The 20,261-nt window shown below is 68.0% G+C and carries 14 protein-coding genes and 2 tRNA genes; 12 read left to right on the top strand and 4 right to left on the bottom strand.

Annotated elements, in window-relative coordinates:
• Positions 1–161: 161 nt before the first annotated feature.
• On the top strand, positions 162–2,312 hold the full coding sequence (locus tag AB0K73_RS18660) for a peptidoglycan DD-metalloendopeptidase family protein (protein ID WP_360518109.1): 2,151 nt from the start codon (positions 162–164) through the stop codon (positions 2,310–2,312).
• 235 nt (positions 2,313–2,547) lie between these two features.
• Positions 2,548–3,507 (top strand): type IV toxin-antitoxin system AbiEi family antitoxin domain-containing protein, encoded by a 960-nt coding sequence (locus AB0K73_RS18655; protein WP_360518106.1) that lies wholly within the window; start codon positions 2,548–2,550, stop codon positions 3,505–3,507.
• 67 nt (positions 3,508–3,574) lie between these two features.
• Here the strand turns inward: AB0K73_RS18655 and AB0K73_RS18650 are convergent, their stop codons facing one another.
• Positions 3,575–5,260, bottom strand: coding sequence for a glycoside hydrolase family 13 protein (locus tag AB0K73_RS18650; RefSeq protein WP_360518103.1), 1,686 nt, complete (start codon positions 5,258–5,260; stop codon positions 3,575–3,577).
• Between the two features lie 268 nt (positions 5,261–5,528).
• On the opposite strand from AB0K73_RS18650, the gene AB0K73_RS18645 reads away from it, so the two are divergent.
• From AB0K73_RS18645 to AB0K73_RS18630, 4 genes are all read left to right on the top strand, one after another.
• Positions 5,529–6,764 carry a maltose ABC transporter substrate-binding protein gene (locus AB0K73_RS18645; RefSeq protein WP_360518100.1) on the top strand — a complete coding sequence of 412 codons (1,236 nt, stop codon included), beginning with the start codon at positions 5,529–5,531 and terminating at the stop codon, positions 6,762–6,764.
• A 77-nt stretch (positions 6,765–6,841) separates the two neighbouring features.
• A complete protein-coding gene (locus AB0K73_RS18640; protein WP_360518097.1) occupies positions 6,842–8,461 on the top strand; it encodes an ABC transporter permease subunit in 1,620 nt (539 codons plus the stop codon).
• On the top strand, positions 8,461–9,444 hold the full coding sequence (locus AB0K73_RS18635; protein ID WP_360518094.1) for a sugar ABC transporter permease: 984 nt from the start codon (positions 8,461–8,463) through the stop codon (positions 9,442–9,444). Before AB0K73_RS18640 ends, AB0K73_RS18635 begins: the two co-directional genes overlap by 1 nt.
• 11 nt (positions 9,445–9,455) lie before the next feature.
• Positions 9,456–11,321 carry a glycoside hydrolase family 13 protein gene (locus AB0K73_RS18630; protein ID WP_360518091.1) on the top strand — a complete coding sequence of 622 codons (1,866 nt, stop codon included), beginning with the start codon at positions 9,456–9,458 and terminating at the stop codon, positions 11,319–11,321.
• A 27-nt stretch (positions 11,322–11,348) separates the two neighbouring features.
• Here the strand turns inward: AB0K73_RS18630 and AB0K73_RS18625 are convergent, their stop codons facing one another.
• Genes AB0K73_RS18625 through AB0K73_RS18615 form a run of 3 tightly spaced genes read right to left on the bottom strand, consistent with a single transcriptional unit; the run spans position 11,349 to position 14,062 of the window.
• Positions 11,349–11,750 (bottom strand): PIN domain-containing protein, encoded by a 402-nt coding sequence (locus AB0K73_RS18625; RefSeq protein WP_360518088.1) that lies wholly within the window; start codon positions 11,748–11,750, stop codon positions 11,349–11,351.
• Positions 11,735–11,986, bottom strand: a complete 252-nt coding sequence (locus tag AB0K73_RS18620; RefSeq protein WP_360518085.1) for a type II toxin-antitoxin system prevent-host-death family antitoxin — start codon at positions 11,984–11,986, stop codon at positions 11,735–11,737. Before AB0K73_RS18620 ends, AB0K73_RS18625 begins: the two co-directional genes overlap by 16 nt.
• A 39-nt stretch (positions 11,987–12,025) precedes the next feature.
• The gene (locus AB0K73_RS18615; protein WP_360518082.1) at positions 12,026–14,062 is read right to left on the bottom strand and encodes a hypothetical protein; all 2,037 of its coding nucleotides are present in this window, start codon (positions 14,060–14,062) and stop codon (positions 12,026–12,028) included.
• Between the two features lie 236 nt (positions 14,063–14,298).
• Between AB0K73_RS18615 and AB0K73_RS18610 the strand changes: the two genes are divergently transcribed.
• The 6 genes from AB0K73_RS18610 (at position 14,299) to AB0K73_RS18585 (ending at position 20,229) form a co-directional block, all read left to right on the top strand.
• Positions 14,299–14,370, top strand: a tRNA-Thr gene (locus AB0K73_RS18610).
• A gap of 37 nt (positions 14,371–14,407) precedes the next feature.
• Positions 14,408–14,481 (top strand) — tRNA-Met (locus tag AB0K73_RS18605).
• A gap of 114 nt (positions 14,482–14,595) precedes the next feature.
• Positions 14,596–16,008 carry a hypothetical protein gene (locus AB0K73_RS18600; protein ID WP_360518079.1) on the top strand — a complete coding sequence of 471 codons (1,413 nt, stop codon included), beginning with the start codon at positions 14,596–14,598 and terminating at the stop codon, positions 16,006–16,008.
• A complete protein-coding gene (locus AB0K73_RS18595; RefSeq protein WP_360518076.1) occupies positions 16,005–17,339 on the top strand; it encodes a DUF4041 domain-containing protein in 1,335 nt (444 codons plus the stop codon). The genes AB0K73_RS18600 and AB0K73_RS18595 overlap by 4 nt, the downstream gene beginning before the upstream one ends.
• A gap of 191 nt (positions 17,340–17,530) precedes the next feature.
• Entirely contained in the window at positions 17,531–18,703 is a 1,173-nt protein-coding gene (locus AB0K73_RS18590; protein WP_364775675.1) for a DUF4185 domain-containing protein, read from the top strand.
• A 185-nt stretch (positions 18,704–18,888) separates the two neighbouring features.
• Positions 18,889–20,229, top strand: coding sequence for an extracellular solute-binding protein (locus AB0K73_RS18585; protein ID WP_360518070.1), 1,341 nt, complete (start codon positions 18,889–18,891; stop codon positions 20,227–20,229).
• Positions 20,230–20,261 lie beyond the last annotated feature (32 nt).

The following is a 20,261-nucleotide window of genomic DNA, read 5'->3' as shown; positions in this document are numbered from 1 at the left end:
GATGCCGCACCCGGAATGCCCGGCCACCGCTGAAATACGCCGCGGAGCATGGCGAACTCTGTTGAGAACGGCTACTCTTTACCAATCCGTTATCCCGGCCATAGGGCTGTGATGCTCACCTCCTTCCGCACGTCCGTCCCCGAACGCCGAAAGCCCCCTACGTGCCCGAGTCCCCCCTCGTGCCCGACGATTTCGCGCCAGGCACCCAGGTCCCACCGCGGCCTGAACGACCCCTGACCCGACGCGAGATCCGAGATCGAGAGGCGGCGGCGCGACACGACGCTGGTGCCGCGGAGGATTCACGGGGCGTCGTCCCGGCCCCGGTCCAGATCTCGCCGTCGGCTGCGTGGTCGGCGGCGCCCCCGCAGGCGTTCGCCTCGAAGGTCGCACGCCCGGTCGAGACGCCCCGCACCGAGGGACGAGACCTGTTCGGGGCGGCCCAGCCCCGGGCTCAGCGCCCCGGGTTCGATGAGCTCTTCGGAGCGGCCCCCGCCGGGTCGCATCCGACTCCCGCGGCGTCGCGTCCGACCCCCGCCGGGTCGCATCCGACTCCCGCCGGGTCGCATCCGACTCCCGCGGCGTCGCGTCCGACCCCCGCCGGGTCACCTCCGACTCCCGCCGCGTCGTATCCGTCTCCTGCCGGGTCGCATCCGGCTTTCACCGCCGCACCCGCCACCCCGGCCGCGCCGGCTCCCCGGCGCCGCGTCGACCAGCAGACCCAGTCCCCATTCAGCACTCCCGAGGCCGAGCAGGCCGACCGCCCCAACGGCCGCAGCTCGGCCTCTCCCATTGCTCCTTCCGTTTCTCCGCGCCGCGAACGGGACAGCGGCTTCGACGCGCTCTTCGCCGGCATCGGCGATGACGACGACGAACTCACAGACAGCGGGACCTCGTCACGCTCCGAACGCCGGAGTCGCGCCGACCGGAAGGCGGCCAAGGCTGCCAAGGGCGCGAAGGGCGCCTCGTCGAAGAAGGCCATGAAGTTCCGCAAGACCGCTCCGGCCGGACCCCGGCGGAGCGGGGACATGCCGGTCGCGCCTGTTGCGACCGCGGCTGATCTCGCCGCCCTCGTCGGCGGAACCGCGGCATCCGGTGGCCCCACGTCGGTGACGGCTCAGCCAGCGGCCGGGTCGAGCGCTGGCTTCGCCGCGGCCCTCTCCGCTGCGGCGGCTGTCCCGGCGCCGCATACCGCAGTGCCCACGCCGCCCGCGTCGACCTCCGCGCTCCCGGGCGATCCGCGGTGGTCCGCGACGGATGCGTCCGCCACGCCTGCGAGCGAGCCCGCCCATCCTGCGGCGGCGACCCCGACGGCCTCTGCAACGCCGGCGACCCCGCTGACCTTCGACCGCAGGGTTCGCCCGATCGGCGATGACTCGTTCGACCTGTCGACGGATGTCGCCACCGACCTGTTCGGGCTCACCGCCGAGCCGCCCGTCGCGTCGGCGCCGCCACCCGCGACCCGGGCCGAGCGTCCCCGCGATGACCGACGCAGGCCGCACGCTGCGCGCGCAACCACCGGGCCGGCGCCACGCACCGCGAAGGTGCAGGTGCGAGTGCCGGCGCGTCCCCAGTCGCGCCCCGTGGCATCCGCCAGCCCTCGCGGCCGTGGTGGCCGCCGCTTCGGGGCCAGCCTGGTCGCGATGAGCTTCGCCGCCCTGCTCGCCGTCGCCACGACGATCCCGTCATTGTCGCTGCTGACGCCCTCCGACGTGCAGGCGCTCGCGCTCTCGAGCCCCGGCGGGCCGACCCTCGACGGCCAGCGCGTGGTGTTGAACGGCGACATCGTCGCGCAGAGCGTGCAGCGCGAGGGCTACGAGACGCAGACCATCGAGGAGTACGCGCGGGCCGCCGGCATCCGCCCCGAAGCGACCTTCACGAACAACCCTTCAGGCACCATCCAGTGGCCGTTCGCGGTCGGCGTGCACATCGGCGACCGGTTCGGCTACCGCGACTGCTGGGGATGCTCGTCGAACCACGGCGGCCAGGACTTCAACCCCGGTCTCGGTGCCGAGATCCAGGCGATCGCCGACGGTGTCGTCTCCAACTCGACCGACTCGGGCGGCTCGCTCGGGGTCGTCATCATGATCGACCACGTCATCGACGGGGAACTCATCACGAGCGTGTACGCGCACATGGAGTACGACTCGCGGCGCTTCGAGGTGGGCGACACCGTGCAGGTCGGTGACCCCATCGGCACCACGGGTGACACCGGCATGTCGACCGGCCCGCACCTCCACTTCGAGATCCGCATCGGCGGCATCAACGGCACCAAGGTCGACCCGCTCGAGTGGCTCTACGCCAACACGAACTGACGTCGGGAGGGGGGCGCGACGGCACGTCGCTGCCGCGGCCCTCAGCGCTACACGCTGAGCTTGTGCAGGAGAAGTGCACTGAGGGGCGCTGACAGCGCACTATGGTGCCCATTCTCCTTCACGAGCTTGAGGCAGGCTGGCGCACTCGTCCTCCACAGCTGGCGCTGGGTCATCGGTTCGCACCGGCGGCATGGTCGCGCTCTGCAGAGTGCGTCAGCCGTCCCATCGTCGACCCATGAGCGAATCGGATGCCTCGAACCCGACACCGGCCGAACTCACGATGCGTCACGGCGGGGTGTTGCGTGCGTCGGGGCTCATGTCGACCGGCCTCACGGAGGCGCAGATCCGGAATGCGGTGCGGCTCGGTGGTCTCATCCGGATCCGGCGCGGCTGGTACGGCGTGCCGCCCGTCGATGCCCAAGTCGTCCGCGCGGTTCGCGTCGGCGGGTCCCTCACGGCCGGATCGGTCGCCGCCGCGCGCGGGCTCTGGCTGCTCCACGATTCGCGTCTACATGTGCGGGTCCCGGCGACCGCGGCGCGGCTGCGGTCGCCCGACGAGGCCGGCACCCGCCTCGATCGCGAGGCACACGGCGTGTGCGTGCACTACCGGGATGCCTCCCGCGACACCGACCTCGGTGACCGTCTCGGTCAGGACGGCCTGCCGCGGAGCATTGCGGAGATGTTCCGATGCGTCGGCACCGTGCCGGCGATGATCGCGCTCGAGTCGGCCCTGAACCGAGGTGTCCTCCCGATGCAGGCGCTCGAGTCGATCAGGAAGCTGGCGCCCGACTGGGTGCGGTTCGAGCTGGCGCACGTGTCGCCGCTCAGCGACTCGGGCCTCGAGACGATCGCGCGATTGCTGTTCCATCGTGTCCGGGTGTCCGTGCGAGCCCAGGTGCTGATCGAGGGGGTGCGGCATGTCGACCTCCTGGTCGGCGATCGATTGATCGTCGAACTGGACGGGCGGGCGTTCCACTCCGACGAGTACTTCGAGCGCGACCGCACGCAGGACCTCGAGTTGGCGATGCGGGGCTACCTCGTCGTGCGCCTGTCCTATCGCATGCTCACCGCCGAGTGGGATGACACGCACCGACGATTGCTCGAACTCGTGCGTCGCGGCCTGCATCGCTGGGGGCGCGCCGCACGCGAACTGCCCGCGTTCGAGGCATCCCAGCTCGAGCCCCACAGCTCGTGAAGGAGAATGGGCGCTATCCCCGCCCAGGAGAGGTCTCGCCGCAATTCTCCTGCACTAGCTGCACGCGTTACGCGCGGAGCCAGACCGCCGTGTCGGCGGGAAGCGAGCGCCCGTCGAGCTCGGAGCTCGCGAGGAGCACGTCGCCAGCAGGCAGCTCCACCGCCGCCGCTCCCGCGTTCGCCACCACGACGACCGACCCGTTGCGGAACGCCACCACGTCGTCGCCGAATCCGGGCAGCCACTCGAGCGTGCCGGCGCCGAGCGCGTGCTCCCGGCGCAGGGCAAGCCCCGAGCGGTACATCGAGAGGGTCGAATCGGGCACGCCGCGCTGGCGGTCGCGCGCGAGCTCGCGCCACTGCGAGGGCTGCGGCAGCCACGGGTCGCCCGCCGGGCCGAAGCCGTAGTTCGGCGCGTCGGCCTCCCACGGCAGCGGCACGCGGCATCCGTCACGTCCGTAGCGCTCGCCGCCGGTGCGGAACCACGTGGGGTCCTGACGGGCGGAGTCAGGGAGGTGGATGACCTCGGGCAGGCCGAGCTCCTCGCCCTGGTAGAGGTACGCCGAACCGGGCAGCGCGAGCATGAGGGCGGTCGCCGCCCGCGCGCGCCGCAGCCCCGCCTCGTACGACGGCAGGCCGTTCGAGCGCGGCCCGAGGCCGTGGCCCTGCGGGTTCGGCTCCGTCACCGAGAGTCGGGTCGCGTGGCGCACGACGTCGTGGTTCGAGAGCACCCACGTCGAGGGCGCGCCGACCTCGCCGAATGCGTCGAGCGAGGCATCGATCACCTGGCGCAACGCCGCAGCATCCCACGGCGTCTCGAGGTAGGCGAAGTTGAACGCCTGGTGCATCTCGTCGGGCCGCACCCACTTGGCCACGCGGGGGAGCGGGTCGACCCACGCCTCGGCCGCCAGGATGCGCTCACCGGGGTACTCGTCGAGGACCGCCCGCCAGTCGCGGTAGATCTCGTGCACGCCGTCCTGGCCCCAGTACGGCGCGTGGTCGTCGGGCTCGTCACTGATCTCGGGTTCGAGGGTGACTCCGGATGCCGCGGTGCCACCGGCACCGCCCATGCTGCCCGCGTCGGCAGGGGGCGTCCAGTCGGGCAGGCCCTCCTCCTTGACGAGGCCGTGGGCCACGTCGACGCGGAACCCGTCGACCCCGCGGTCGAGCCAGAAGCGCAGGATGCGCCGGAACTCCTCGCGCACCTCCTCGTTCGTCCAGTCGAAGTCGGGCTGCGAGCTGTCGAAGAGGTGCAGGTACCACTGGCCGGGGGTGCCGTCGGCCTCGGTGACGCGCGTCCACGCCGGACCGCCGAAGACCGATTCCCAGTTGTTCGGGGGCAGGTCGCCGAACGGCCCGAGTCCGTCGCGGAACAGGTAGCGGGCGCGCTCGGCGCTTTCGGGCCCGGCCGCGAGGGCCGCCTGGAACCACTCGTGCCGGTCGGACGAGTGATTCGGCACGAGGTCGATGATGACGCGGATGCCGCGGGCGTGCGCCTCGGCGAGCATGGCCTCGAAGTCGGCGAGCGTGCCGAACCGCGGGTCGACGTCGCAGTAGTCGGCAACGTCGTACCCGGCATCGCGCTGCGGGGAGGTGAAGAACGGGGAGAGCCAGATCGCGTCGATACCGAGCTCCTGCAGGTCGCTCAAACGAGCGGCGATGCCGGCGAGGTCGCCCATGCCGTCGCCGTTCGCATCGGCGAAGGACCGGGGGTAGATCTGGTAGATCGCGGCAGTGCGCCACCACTCGGAGGTCATGTGGAGAACTGTACGTCATCTGGCGAGGACATGGAAACGCTTGCAGAAGCGCCGAACAACAGGATGATCACAAACCGGTATCGATACGAAACATCCGGTTTGGTAATAGCATGTGCGCAGGGTATACCTGTAATCGCTTGCACAACTGCCAGCACTCACGGAAGAACGGCCTTTCGGGCACGGTGCTCGGTTCCGCGATCCGGAACGGGGACCACAGCTCCCACACCTGGCGAAGGCGCCGATCTCACACACTGGGAAGGGCACACCAATGAGGGTGAACAGGAAGAGCCTCCTCGCCGCCGGAGCGGTCGCGGTCGTCGCGACGCTCGGTCTCGCGAGCTGCGCGAGCGGCGGCGACAGCGGCTCCGACGGGGACGCCTCGTCGAGCGGCACGCTGACCGTCTGGGTCGACGCCGAGCGCGTCGACGCGCTCAAGGGCGCAGCCGAGGCGTACACGGAGAAGACCGGGGTCGAGGTCGAGCTCGTCGGCAAGGACAACGCCGACATCAAGGACGACTTCATCCAGCAGGTCCCGACGGGCAAGGGCCCCGACATCACCATGGGTGCGCACGACTGGCTCGGCGAGCTGTCGACGAACGGCGTTGTCGCCCCGATCGAGCTCGGCGACTCCGCCGGCGACTACCTCGACGTCGCCATCGACGCGTCCACCTACGAGGGCACCGTCTACATGCTGCCGTACGCGGTGGAGAACATCGCGGTGCTCCGCAACGCCGACCTCATCCCCGAGGCCGCCGCGAACTTCGACGACATGATCGCCAAGGGCACGGCCGCCGGCCTCGCGCAGCCCTTCGTCGTGGAGCAGGGTGCCGAGGGCAACCCGTACCACCTGTACCCGTTCCAGACCGCATTCGGCGCTCCCGTCTTCGGCACCGACGACGAGGGTTACAACCCCGAGGACCTGCAGCTCGGCAGCGCCGGCGGCGAGCAGTTCGCCACGTGGCTCGGCACCCAGGGCAAGAACGGCGCCGGCGTCTTCAACACCGACGTCGACGGTGACATCGCCAAGCAGGCCTTCCTCGACGGCACGGCGGCCTTCTGGCTCACCGGTCCGTGGAACGTCGGCGCTGCGATCGACGGCGGCATCAACGTCGCCATCGACACCGTTCCCAGCCCCACGGCCGACCCCGCCTCGCCGTTCGCCGGCGTCAAGGGCTTCTTCGTCTCGGCCGAGTCGAAGAACAAGGTCGCCGCGAACGACTTCCTCGTGAACTACCTGGGCACCGAGGACGTGCAGCTCGAGCTGTTCGAGGCCGGCAACGTGCTGCCCGCGCTCGAGGCCGCCGCCGAGACCGCCTCCGAGGACCCGATCATCGAGGGCTTCGCGGCCGTCGGTGCCGAGGCCGTGCCGATGCCGGCGATCCCGGCCATGGGCTCGGTGTGGCAGTACTGGGGCATCGCCGAGGCCGACATCATCAACGGTGCCGACCCCGTCGCGACCTGGCAGAAGCTGACCGCTGACGTGCAGGCTGCGATCACCAAGTAGGCACTGAGCGAAACCGGGCCGGATGCCCCAACAGGCTCCGGCCCGGTTCCCTCACGTTCGACGGGACAGCGGGCAAGATGAGCACCATGATCGACGACGAGGTCGGCACGGCATCGCCGAAGCGGCCGACCAAGCGGCAGCGACAGGCCGCGAACATCGCGGACGCGGCATCCGGTGGCATCAAGATGCTCCTCGTCAAGCTGCTGCTGCTCGGCATCCTCGACGCGATCGCGCTGTACGCGGCCTTCGTCCTCGTGATGGGCGGCCAGTGGCTGATCGCCGCGATCGTCGCCATCGTGGCCGCGGTCGTGAACTGGATCTACTTCTCGCGTCGCAAGCTGCCGGCGAAGTACCTCACGCCCGGCATCATCTTCCTCGTCCTCTTCCAGGTGTTCGTGCTCGTCTACACCGGGTACATCGCCTTCACCAACTACGGCACCGGCCACAACGGCTCCAAGGAGCAGGCGGTGTCGTCGCTCATGGCCTCGTCGCTCCAGCGCGTCGAGGACTCGCCGACCTACCCCGTCACGGTCGTCGACCAGTTCGGCACGCTCGGCCTGCTCGTCACCGATCCCGACGGCGAGGCGCTCGTCGGCACGAACGACCAGCCCCTGCAGGAGGTCGACGCCGACATGGAGGGCGGCAAGGCCGTCGCCATCGAGGGCTGGACGAGCCTCAGCTTCGCCGACGTGCTCGCCCGCACCGACGAGATCACCGAACTCGCGGTGCCGTTCTCCGACGATCCGAACGAGGGCGCGATCCGCACGCCCGACGGCTCGAACGCGTACCTCTACATCTCGACGCTCGAGTACGACGAGGTCGCCGGCACGATGACCGACTTCGACACCGGCACCGTGTACTCCGACGTCGGCACGGGCGCCTTCACCTCCGAGGATGGCGACGAGCTGCTGCCCGGCTGGCAGATCGTGGTCGGCTTCGACAACTTCGTGCGCGCGGTGACCGACCAGCGCCTCGCCGAGCCGCTCATCTACGTCACGCTGTGGACCTTCGCGTTCGCGCTCATCTCGGTGGCGTCGACCTTCTTCCTCGGCCTCTTCCTCGCCATCGTCTTCAACGACATGCGCATGAAGGGCCGCCGGTACTACCGCGTGCTCATGATCCTGCCGTACGCGATCCCGTCGTTCCTCTCGGCGCTGATCTGGGCCGGCATGATGAACGAGAGCTTCGGATTCATCAACCAGGTGCTGCTCGGCGGGGCATCCGTTCCCTGGCTCACCGATCCATGGGTGGCCAAGCTCTCAGTGCTCCTGGTGAACCTCTGGCTCGGCTTCCCGTACATGTTCCTCGTGACCACCGGGGCGCTGCAGTCGATCCCCGACGAGCTGCAGGAGGCGGCCACGGTCGACGGCGCGAAGCCGTGGGCGGTGTTCCGGCTCATCAAGCTGCCGCTCCTGCTCGTGAGCGTCGCGCCGCTGCTCATCGCGTCGTTCGCGTTCAACTTCAACAACTTCAACGTCATCTACATGTTGACCGACGGCGGCCCGCGTGACTCGAGCGCCCCGATCCCCGTCGGGTTCACCGACATCCTGATCTCGATGGTCTACAAGGTGGCGTTCACCGGCCAGTCCCGTGACTATGGCCTCGCGAGCGCGTACTCGATCATCATCTTCATCGTGGTCGCGGTGATCTCGATCATCGCCTTCCGTCGTACCAAGTCCCTCGAGGAGCTGAACTGATGGCCACGCAGCCCGTACCCGGAAGCGGCGCCGGCATCGTCGCCGGTGCGATCGACGAGCGAGCGAATGCCTCGTCGCGGCCGAGCAACGCAGGCGGCGACGCGCCGCGCTCCTTCGAGCGCCGCCCCTTCAACTTCGGCCGCTGGTTCCGCGCAACCGGATGGCGACACATCGTGGGCGTCGTCATGGTGGCGTTCGCGCTGATGCCGATCGTGTTCGTGATCTCCTCGTCGCTGAACCCGCGGGGCACACTGACCGGATCGAACGCGCTGTTCTCGGCGATCGGCCTCGACAGCTACATCCGGATTCTCACCGACCCGCAGGTGCCGTACCCCGCCTGGTTCGCGAACACGCTCATCATCGCGAGCATCACGGCGGTCGGCACGGTCTTCCTCGGGGCGCTCGCCGCGTACTCGTTCTCGCGCATGCGCTTCACGGGGCGCCGCGTCGGCCTCATCACGATCGTCGTCGTACAGATGTTCCCGCAGCTGCTCGCGGTCGTGGCGATCTTCCTGCTCATGAGTGCGATCGGCGACTGGTTCCCGGCGATCGGCCTGAACTCGCACATCGGCCTCATCATGGTCTACCTCGGCGGAGCGCTCGGCGTGAACACGTACCTCATGTACGGCTTCTTCAACACCGTGCCCGCGTCGATCGACGAGGCGGCGAAGATCGACGGCGCCGGACACGCGCGCATCTTCTTCACGATCATCCTGCGGCTCACGGCGCCGATCCTCGCGGTCGTCGCGCTGCTGTCGTTCATCTTCTCGGTGAACGAGTTCGTCGTGGCATCCGTGCTGCTCATCGACACCGAGAAGCAGACGCTCGCAGTCGGCCTCACGAAGCTCGTGTCGAACCCGCGCTACGCCGACTGGAGCGCGTTCTCGGCCGGCGCCGTGATGGCGGCGCTGCCGGTGGTCGCGCTGTTCCTGTTCCTGCAGAAGTACATCGTGGGCGGGCTCACGGCGGGCGCGGTCAAGTAGCCTCGAACACCATGCTCACCCCGCACCACGACGGCTCGCCCCTGCACGTCTCGACGCCGGCACCCGCGCTCGGCGAGGTCGTGCGGGTGCGCCTTCGTGTGCCCGCGGCATTCGGCCCGCTCGCGTGGGTCGGCACGCGGTCGAACCCGAACCGGGAACCGCGGTTCAGCGAGGCATCCGTCGTCGACTCCGCTGACGGGTGGGATTGGTGGGAGGCGCCCGTCGAGGTCGAGAACCTCGTGCACGGTTACCGGTGGCTGCTCGTCGGCGCGGACGGGCGCCAGTACTGGCTGAACCAGCTCGGGCTCTCGACGATCGAGACGCGCGACCACGACGACTTCAGGCTCGTCGCCCACGAGCCCGCACCCGAGTGGGCGGCAGGCAGCGTGCTGTACCAGGTGTTTCCCGACCGGTTCGCGAGGTCGACAGGGTCGATTGGGTCAGGCGCGGCCGCGCGCCCGCTGCCCGAGTGGGCGATCCCGGCCGAGTGGGGCGACCCACTCGACCCCGTGCCGCCCGCGCGTTCTGCGCAGATCTACGGCGGCGACCTCGACGGCGTGCGCGAGAAGCTCGACCACCTCGAGCGGCTCGGCGTGAACCTGCTGTACCTCACGCCGGTGTTCCCGGCGCGGTCGAACCACCGCTACGACGCGTCGACCTTCGACCACGTCGACGAGCTGCTCGGCGGTGACGAAGCGCTCGTGCGGCTCGTCGAGGCGGCGCATGGGCGTGGCATCCGCGTCATCGGCGACCTCACGTCGAACCACTCGGGCGACGCGCACGAGTGGTTCCGCGCGGCACGGGCCGACCCGGCGGCGCCCGAGCGTTCCTTCTATTACTTCCACGGCGAGGAGCGGGGCGGCGGCTACGAGTCGTGGCTGGGAGTGCCGAGCCTGCCGAAGTTCGACTGGAGCTCGGCCGAGCTGCGCCGGCGCTTCATCGAGGGCCCCGACTCGGTGGTCGCCCGCTACCTGAAGCCGCCGTTCTCCCTCGATGGCTGGCGCATCGACGTGGCGAACATGACCGGCCGCCTCGGCGGCATCGACCTCAACGCCGAGGTGCGACAGACGATCCGCCGCACGATGCTCGAGGTGAACCCCGACACCATCCTGCTGGGGGAGTCGACGAACGACGCGGCATCCGACTTCCAGGGTGACGCGTGGCACGGCGCCATGACGTACACGCCGTTCACGCGCCCGTTGTGGAGCTGGCTGCAGCAGCCGGGTAGCGCAGCGGCCGGCGGCATCGGCTTCGCGCTGCACCGCGTGCCGACGTACGACGGCCACGACTTCCACGCCGCGCACACGCGGTTCGCGGCGGGCTTCCCGTGGCGCACGCGGCTCGCGACCATGAACGCGCTCGACACGCACGACACGCCCCGCTTCGCCACGTCGGCCCGGCCTGGCACGGTGCCCGTCGCGTTCGGCCTCGCGGTCACGCTGCCCGGCATTCCGGTGGTGTGGGCGGGCGACGAGTTCGGACTCACGGGCGTCGACGGCGAGGCATCCCGCACCCCGATTCCGTGGGGGAGCGAGACGGATGCCGCGGTCGCGCCGGTGCTCGACACGTACGCCTCACTCATCGCGCTGCGGCGGGCGCATCCGGTGCTCGCGACGGGCGGCATCCGCTGGCTCGCGGTTGGGGAGGCCGCGGTCGCGTTCGTGCGGGAGTCGGCTTCCGAGAGCGTCCTTGTGCTCGCGGCGCGCGACGCTGCCACGCTCGAGATTGCGGCGAGTGCGATCGGGGGTACGGATGCCGCGGCGCGGGCGTACGGCGATGCCCGGCTCGAGGCATCCGACGGTCTCGTGCACCTCATCGCCGAGGGGCCGTGCTTCACCGCGTGGCGGCTGCCGGGGGTCGGCGCGCCCGCCTGGTGAGGCATCGCGCGAGCGGCCGGTCACCCATCAGACGACGATGCAGTCGACGCCAGGCAGTTCGTCGAAGCGGGCGGCGCGATCGGTCGTCAACACGATGCGCTTCGTCGCCACGGCGGTTGCGGCGATGATGAGGTCGTGTGCTCCGCGCTTCGTGCCGGTTCGTGAGACATGCGCCAGAAGACGCCCGTGCGCTTCTGCTGTTGCGAGGTCGTAGGGTTCGACCGGCAGCGTCTCGAGTACGCGAACCAGGAACTCGGTGCGTCGCTCGCGATGTTCGGGAGAGGCGAGCTCGATGCCGGTTCGGAGTTCGGCGAGGGTGACCGCGCTGATGACGATGTCGTCGTCGGGTTCGACGGCGGCGGCCAGATTCCGCCGCTGGCGTTCAGCGGCGACCAGCACGCCGGTGTCGAGGATCAGTCGGCGGGCCATGCCGGCTCGGTGAGTTCGACCGCCCCCCGTGCGGCGGCGACATCGTGCGCGAAGTCGTCATCGAGCGGGCTGTACCGGAGGAGCGCCACGACGTCGGAGCCGTTGCTGAGGTCCACCGGACCGACGGTGGCGATGCGTCTGCCGGCGCGGGTGATGATGATGGTCTCGCCCCGCTCGGCCTCGTCGAGCAGCGCCGCGAACGACCTGCTGGCCTCGGTGGCGGTCATCGTGCGCATGGAATCAGATTATCTGAGATAGGTGACGAAGGCCAGCATTCAGAAGGGGAAGAACTCGGCGGTGTCGCTGCCGATCCACTCGGCCGGCAGCTCGACGGGGGGTTGCTCGCGATCGTCGCGCTCGTCGGCCTCGGTCGTCGGGTCGTAGAGGAGCCTTGCGCCGTTCGCGGCCACATCACCGCTGTCGAAGGCGTCGTCGGCGACGGTGAACTGGAGCGTGATGACCGCGCGGCCGCCCTCGGCCGGACCGGGTAGCCCGCAGATCCCACGATCGAACGAGATGCAACCGCGAGGCCCCCCGTTCAGGATGAGCGACTCGGGCCACGTGAGCTCGACGGCGAGCGCCCACGAGCCTGTGCGCAGGGTCTGGACGTCGCTCGGCAATGGCGTATGCGTGATCTCGACGTTCGCCGTCACCGTCTCGCCGGCTTCGGCCTCCTCGGAATCCAGTTCGACGTCAACGGGGAACAGGTCGTCGACCGCGATCAGGAGCTGCTCCGCGCCCCGGATCTGCGGGCCGATCTGCGCGGGCGGCACCTCCACGTCGTCGACCGAGAGTTCCACGCCCTGTACGGACACCGGTCCGGCTCGGGGCGGATCGACGTCCGTCTCGAACGTCGCCGTGACCTCCCAGTAATCGAGGTCGGCACCGAAGTACACCACGCACGTCGCGTCGTTGTCGCCGAGGGCGTCGCAGCCGTCGAAGAAGTCCAGCTCGGCGAAGCCGGGCAACAGGAGCTCGAAGGCCATGCGCGCCGACTCGTCGGAGCCGTCGCCCGAGAGGGTCCGGTGCACGCCGATCGTCGCCTGGCGCTCACCTTGGTCGGCGTCCGACGGCTCGGTGATGGCGAGGTCGAGCCAGAACGGATACGGTCGCAGCTCGATGGGCAGGCCTGCCTGGCCGAAGCTCGATCCGTCTGCGGTCTCGAGCTCCTGCACCTCGCCGTCTTCGAGCGTGAGAAGTCGGGTCGCGGTGGCGTCGACCTGGCCGTTGAAGCCCGGGGGCGGCGTCGCGAAGGTCAGCTGGGCGCTGCCGTCGCTGCCGGACGGGTCGATGAGGCACTCGTCGCCCGAGCGCGGCGGCCCCTGCAGTTCACGGTCGATCTCGGGGCCGACCCAGCGCTCGCACGTCGAGTCGGAAAGGGCGAGCTCTGCGGGCCACTGCACCGCGATGGCGACCAACGCGCCGTCGGGGGCGTTCGCGACCTCAGCGCTGAGCGTCGCGACCGCGGCATCCCCGGCCTGACCGAGGTCGCCGGCGGCGAGTGCAACGGCGACGTTCACGGGTTCGGATGTCTCGGCTGCGGTGGTCTGGGACGGGCTCGCGCCAACCGGGCTGAACACGTTCCAGGCGAGCGCGGCGAGCCAGACGACGACGAGCACGATGAGCGCACCGGCGACCGCGAGCGCCGCCGTGAAGCCTCGTGGCGAGAACACCGGCAGCTGGGTGAAGGTGCCCTCGAGGCGGACTGCCGGCGCAGTCTCGGGTGCGACCGTGACGGCGAACGGATGCTCCACCGGGTCGCCGCGCCAGAGGAGCCTGCGGACGCGGAGACCGAGCTCGACGCTCTCGGTGCTGCCGGCCGGGATCGTCACACGGCTCCGCTCCACCGCCACCGCGAGCTCGCCGGCCGCGACCGCGAGACCCGCATAGACGTGCGCATTGCCGGAGTTCGCGATCAGGATGCCCGTCGTATCGCCGCGGCGTCCGTCGAGGTCCGGCGATGACAGCGCCGCGTCCACCTCGCTGAACGGCCGTACCGAGGCGATGGCCTCGACGGCCACGAGATCGTCGGGGTGCACCGCAGGCGCGATCTCGAACCGGAGGAGGAGGTGCCCGACGGGCCACCGCGCCTCGGCCGGGAGGGCGATCGTCGCGACCGCGGTGCCCGACTTGCCAGGGTGGAGAAGCAGCGTCTCGGGTTCGATGACGATCTGGTCGGCCGCCTCACCCGCGGCCGAGAGGTGGTACGCCTCCACGTCCTCGCCATGGTTGTGGACGGTCAGGGTGACGGTTTCAGCCCGACCCGGGGTCACCGCGAACGACGCGGGCTCGATGTCCACGACCGTGTCCATAGTTCGAAGGTACGTCGGCCGGTGCGCATCGGCGAGTGCGCCGTTCCGACAGCCGGGAAGGTGAAGATGCGCATGGCGGTGCGCTGGGCGTCGTTCCCAGGCCCTTTTCCGGATGTCTGGCGGCCGCTTGGATGGCGATGCTGGGCGGGTTCACACAGGTCGGACGCCGGTCCGGCGCCGGTTCGAAGCACGTGTGTCGAGATGATATCCTCGTACGGTTGCCGAGTGCGGCACATGCCCCGATAGCTCAGTGGTAGAGCACTTCCATGGTAAGGAAGGGGTCGTCAGTTCAATCCTGACTCGGGGCTCTGGTTCGTTCGGGGCGTATGCTCGAACAACCTTCCCGGCGGGGTAGCTCAGGTGGTTAGAGCACACGGCTCATAATCGTGGTGTCGCGGGTTCGAGTCCCGCCCTCGCTACTGGAAATGTGTGTTACTTCGCCTGATTGGTGCCGTTCGGCATTCGGGTGATCGGTAACGGTGTTCCGGTTGATGGGTTACACCTGTTTCGGTTGATGGGTGACACTCCCGAGTATGCGGGAGTTGAGCGTGTCAGAGCAGCGGTATCAGGCCGTGCTCGCCGTGATCAAGGACGGTGAGACGGTGGTGTCGGTCGCGGCCCGGTTCGGTGTGTCGCCCTGTCGAGGTGTCGGCGGGGCATCAATACACTTCGGAGTGGGTCAGGGAGGGCTACTCATGGCAAAGCGTCGGGGATTTTTCGCGGAGATGCAACATCAGGCGAAGCTGGCTGAACAAAAGAGGCTGGCAGATCAACGGCAGCAGTTTGCGGCGATCAAGCGGGCTGAGCAGGCGCAGCGCGCAGCTGATCGGGCGCAGGCTGCCGCTGCACGAGCATCCGAACAGGACCGTAAGCGACTCGAGCGAGAGGCTGCGCAGGCTCACGCTGAAGCACGTCAAGCTGAAGCGGACGAGCTGAGCGCGATATTGCAGGACCAGTATGCCGAGTTGGACGCATTGCTCAGCGACACGCTCGACGTCGATGATTTCGTTGACCTCGAATCACTGCGCGTAACGGTGGAGCATCCGCCGTTCCCGCGCGAGGACCTGCGCTCACCGCTTCCTGCGCCGGCGCCCATTCCTGATCCGCCGCTCCCCGTCAAGCGAGAGCCGGCCCCCGTCAAGGCGCTGTTCGGTCGCAAGCAGAAGGAGGCCGATGCGGTCGCAGCTGCTGAACAGCAGTACGCCCGGGACTACTGGGCGTGGAAAGAAGCGGCGGACGCGCTCCCTGCACGTCGTGACGCGCAAGCTGCCGAATACCAAGCCGCAGCGGCGCGTCGCGAAGCGCTGCTCGCTGCCGAAACGCAGAAGTACCAGTCGGAGTGCGCGGTTCGTGAGAAAGAGGTCGCAGAGCAGAACGAGGAACTCGACGGGTTAATCGCAGGGCTGGGGTACGGCACCGTTGAAGCCGTCCAAGAGTACGTGTCGATCGTGCTGGCGAACTCGGTGTACCCAGAGTGGTTCCCAGTGACCCATGCGGCGACATTCGAGCCGAGCACGGCTGAGCTTCAACTTCGAGTCCTCATTCCTGCGCCCGACAAAGTCCCATCCATTAAGCACTACAAGTACACGAGGTCGAGTGACGAGATCGCGCCGGTCGCTGCCACCCAGAAGGACGCAAAGGAGCGATACTCCAGCATCGTCACCAACGTCGCGCTCCGATCGCTTCACGAGGTATTCGAAGCTGACCGCAGGGCCTTGATAAAGACCATCTCTCTCGAGTTGGGCACTGAGACGATCAGCCCTGCGACGGGGCAACCTACCTACGTCCCGTTCGTCGCGGTCGCGTCTAGCCGTTCGGAGTTCGACAAGCTCGACCTATCTGCCGTCGTTCCTGCCGCCACGCTGGATCACTTGGGCGCCGCCGTTTCGAAGAACCCGCAGGGGCTTGCACCAGTTGCTGCGGGCGGCGTCAGGCGAGCACGATGAGCGACCCGTCCCTGGTCTTCAACCCCCCACCTGGTTGGCCCAAGCCGCCCGCGGGATGGGTTCCTCCGGCCGGCTGGACGCCGGATCCGAACTGGCCTGAACCCCCGGTGGGCTGGCAACTCTGGCTACAACCCGGAGGACCATCCCTGGAAGGTGAAACGACGAGGCCGCCGACGCCTGCGGCCACGACAGTCGCAGCCGAACGGCCGCAATCAGAGGACGGGGGTCGGGTTGCGTATCTCGAGGCGGAAAACGCCGCCTTGAAGGCCCAACTCGCCGAAGCCCAAACTGATGACTTCGTCGAGCTGAACGATGCCCGCATTCTGCAAGATGTCGGCATCTACAGATACCACCATCCGTTGGAGACCGCAGCTGCCTATCAGGGCGCCCTGTCCGACCTGCAGTCGCGGATCGCTGAAATAATCAGATCCGGGCGAGCGATTGTCAAGTCGGAACTGTTCACCTTCAACAACTCGCTCGCTCAAGGTCGCAGGATGACCGACGATCTCGCGAAACTCATGCTGCGTGCGTACAACGCCGAAGCCGACAACGCGATCCGCACCCTGCGGGTCGGGAACGTGGTCATCGCCAAGAAGCGACTAGAGGGGTCCCAAATCGCAATTGCGAAGCTCGGGTCCCTCATGGAGATGCGCATCAGCGACGAATTCCACGGTCTCCGCATTGAGGAGATCGAACTCACCGCCGACTGGCTCATGAAGAAGCAAGAGGAACGTGAAGCCGAGCGAGAGGAACGCGCCCGCTTGCGGGAGGAGCGCCGCGTCGAGCGTGAACTCGCCGAAGAGCGAGCTCGGCTAGACAAGGAACGCGCACACCTCGAGAACATGCTCTCCGCCTTGCGGGAGAGGGGCGAAAACGACCGTGACCTGTTGGAACGACTCAACCAAGTCAATGACGCGATCGCACAGAACGACTTCCGGGCAGCGAACATCCGTGCAGGATATGTGTACGTGATCTCGAACCCGGGAGCGTTCGGTCCGAATGTCGTGAAGATCGGCCTGACCCGTCGACTTGAGCCACGCGAGCGAATTTTCGAACTGGGTGGCGCGTCGGTTCCGTTCCGCTTCGACACCCACACGCTCTTCTTCTCTGAAAACGCGGTGACACTCGAAGCCGAGTTGCATCGCCACTTCTCCGATCGCGCCCTCAATCGAGCGAACTCGCGTAAAGAATTCTTCTTCGCCACACCAGCAGAAGTACGTGCGGTGCTTCTCGACAAGGTCGGAAACATGCTCGAGTTCACCGAGGAAGCTGAAGCGACCGAGTACCGGCAGTCGGTGGGGCTCTGGCCAACCCGCCCTCAAGAGTGGTAGCCACGTCCCTGAATCCGGTTCGCGGGCGGTTCACCTGATGGTTCAGTCATCGATGACGAGGACGCTGGTCTTGGTCGCGTAGTCCATTTCGATGGGGACGAAGCCGTCGTAGAGACACGTCGGGTATGTGTGAAATCGATTTCGTTTTCGCCCGCGCCCCCGTATCGTTGCGGTGATGATCGAGGAGTATCATGCGTCATGCCCCCACCACACGAATTCTGCGAATCGCCGCGGTCGCGGCATCCGCTGCCCTTGCACTCTGCGCCTGCACAGGGGGAGCCGGAGGCAGCCCGATGAACCCGGTCGCCGTCGACGCCGACCCCGACAAGCCCTTCGTGCTCGAGGGAGTCGACGAACTGACCGAGATCGCGAAGCTCACTGGCCCCGACTCGATCAACGACACCGAGCTCGCCGCGGTCGCCGGCACCGACCTCGGGTCGATGGTCAACCTCGGCGACAAGACGTTCTTCCTTTTCGGCGACACCTTCGGCGACCGCGCGCCCGAATCGTACGGCGGGCAGGGCGGCGTCTGGCGTTCGAACGTCTCGGCTTGGACGACCGATGACGACCCGAGCGACGGCATCACATTCGACGGCTGGACACCGGCCGACGAACTCGGCTGGGCCACCGCCCTCGTCGAGGGCGAGCACGATGCGAACGACGGAACGGGGGAGGTGACGAAGATCCCGACGCACGGGTTCGCGATCGACGGCACGCTCTACCTCTCGTACATGTCGGTGAAGTTCTGGGGCGAACCGGGCGCGTGGGACGCGAACTACGGGGGTCTCGCGAGGTCGACCGACGAGGGCGAGACCTGGGCTGCGCTCGACTCGCCACGGTGGCCGGGCGATTCGAACTTCATCCAGGTGGCGACCGCGACGGTGCGCGACGCCGGGGTCGACTACGTGTACTTCTGGTCGATCCGGGCGGGGCGGTTCGGCGGTGTGCAGCTCATGCGGGTGCCGGCGACAGTCGAAGCGGTCGAGGATGCCTCGGCGTACACGTACTTCGCGGGTGCGGCCGTCGACGGAACGCCAGAGTGGAGCTCCGATATGAATGCCGCGACGACGATCGTCGATGGCACGATCGGCGAGCTCTCGGTCATGTGGTCGGACTACCTCGATCGCTGGATCTTGACCTACTCCGACCGCGGCAATGCGTACATCCGGGAGGGCATCACTCCCTGGGGCCCATGGGGCGAGGCCATTGAGATGGTCTCCGCGGCCGACTATCCGGGGCTCTACTCGCCGTACCTGAACCCCCGGTACGTCGCTGACGGCGGCAAGCGTATCTACTTCACGCTCTCGCTGTGGGGGCCCTACAACGTGTTCTGGTTCTCGGTCGACCTCGAGCGCGTCGAGTGAGGTGCGTCGCCTCGAGGGCATCCGACATCGTTGCGCATGAAATCGATTTCGCGTACGCTGGCGCCGAGACGAGATCGGCGGCGATCCGCAGTGTGCGGACGCGCGGGTCTGATCGAATCGGACCGGGCTTCCTGACCGGCCACAGCAACGACTCACCGATGAGTCGAGTTCCTGAGGAGGGACGAATGCACAAGAGAATCACGAGGCTCGCCACCGTCGGCATCGCTGCCGCGGCCGTCGGGGCAATGCTCGCCGGGTGTGCGCCATCGAGCGGCGAAGCTGCCGACGGCACCACCACCATCGAGTTCTGGCACCGCACATTCACGCCCGTCGAGAACGAGTGGTATGCGGACATCGTGAAGAAGTTCAACGCGGCCCAGGACGAGGTCAAGGTGGTCGACACCGAAGTGCCGGCCGACGCATGGGATCAGAAAATGAAGTCCGCGCAGGCCGCGGGCAAGGCGCCGGACATCTACACCCATCCCGGCAGCATCCAGGATGCGGTCAACGCCGGTCAGCTCTACGAACTCGACCAGGTGGTATCCGCGGACGCGCTCGGCGAGATCATCGACGCGGCCAAGCCCGTCTCGCAGCTCGACGGCAAGTACTACGCCTACCCGCTGCTACTCGAGCCCCAGTCCGTGCTGTTCTGGAACACGGACATGCTCACCGCGGCAGGTGTGGACGCAGAGCAGGGACCGAAGACATGGGACGACCTGCTTGCCGCGTGCGCGAAGATCCAGCCGACACTTCAGGACGGCCAGTACTGCATCTCGCCCGCGCAGGACGCGATCACCTTCGCCTGGTCGTCGGTTGGCCAGCAGTTCAACTTCGCCGGCCACACGGCCCTGACCGACGACTGGACCGCCCCTGACGTCGAGAATGATGAGTACAAAGCCCTGATCGGCAATTACAAGGAACTGTGGGACAAGGGATACATGCCCAAGCAGCCCCTCGCCGCCTATGTCGAGGGCAAGGACTTCGGCGAGCAGAAGACGGCGTTCAAGGTCTCGGGCTCGTGGATGATGTCGGAGATCGGTTCCGACTACCCCGACCTGCTTGCCAAGACCGGCATCGGCGCCTTCCCTTCGGCCTCCGGGTCCGATGACCGTACCGCAACGACCCTCGGCAACTTCAAGTGGGTCATCGACGCGAAGACGAAGAACGCCGAAGCAGCGGGAGCCTTCCTCGAATGGGCCCTTGCCGGCGACCCCGAGAACCTCGTTCCGTTCTTCGTCGACACGCAATTCACGAAGGTCCCCGTGCGTGACGCGGTGCAAGAGGCGGTCGCCGCAAGCGATGCAGCAGGGGATGCCCCATGGTCGAGCATCATCGTGAACGACATCGCCCCCACCGCGATCCCCGAGCCGACCTACCCGTGGGATGTCTCGCTCGCGGTCGGCACTGCGGTGGAGGCGGGCATGAAGGGCGCGGCATCGATCGACGACGCACTGAAGACCGCATCCGATGCGATCCAGAAGGTGATCGAGAAGAACGATCTGCCGAGCAAGGCGCCGCAGAACTGATCGGAATTCGACTGGTCGGAGGCGGGTGAACC

Origin of the sequence: Agromyces sp. NPDC052230 (genome assembly GCF_040679595.1) — a bacterium.
Classification (GTDB): Bacteria; Actinomycetota; Actinomycetes; order Actinomycetales; family Microbacteriaceae; genus Agromyces.
Note: the sequence above shows the minus strand (reverse complement) of the source record. Positions and strands in the feature narration are given on the sequence as shown.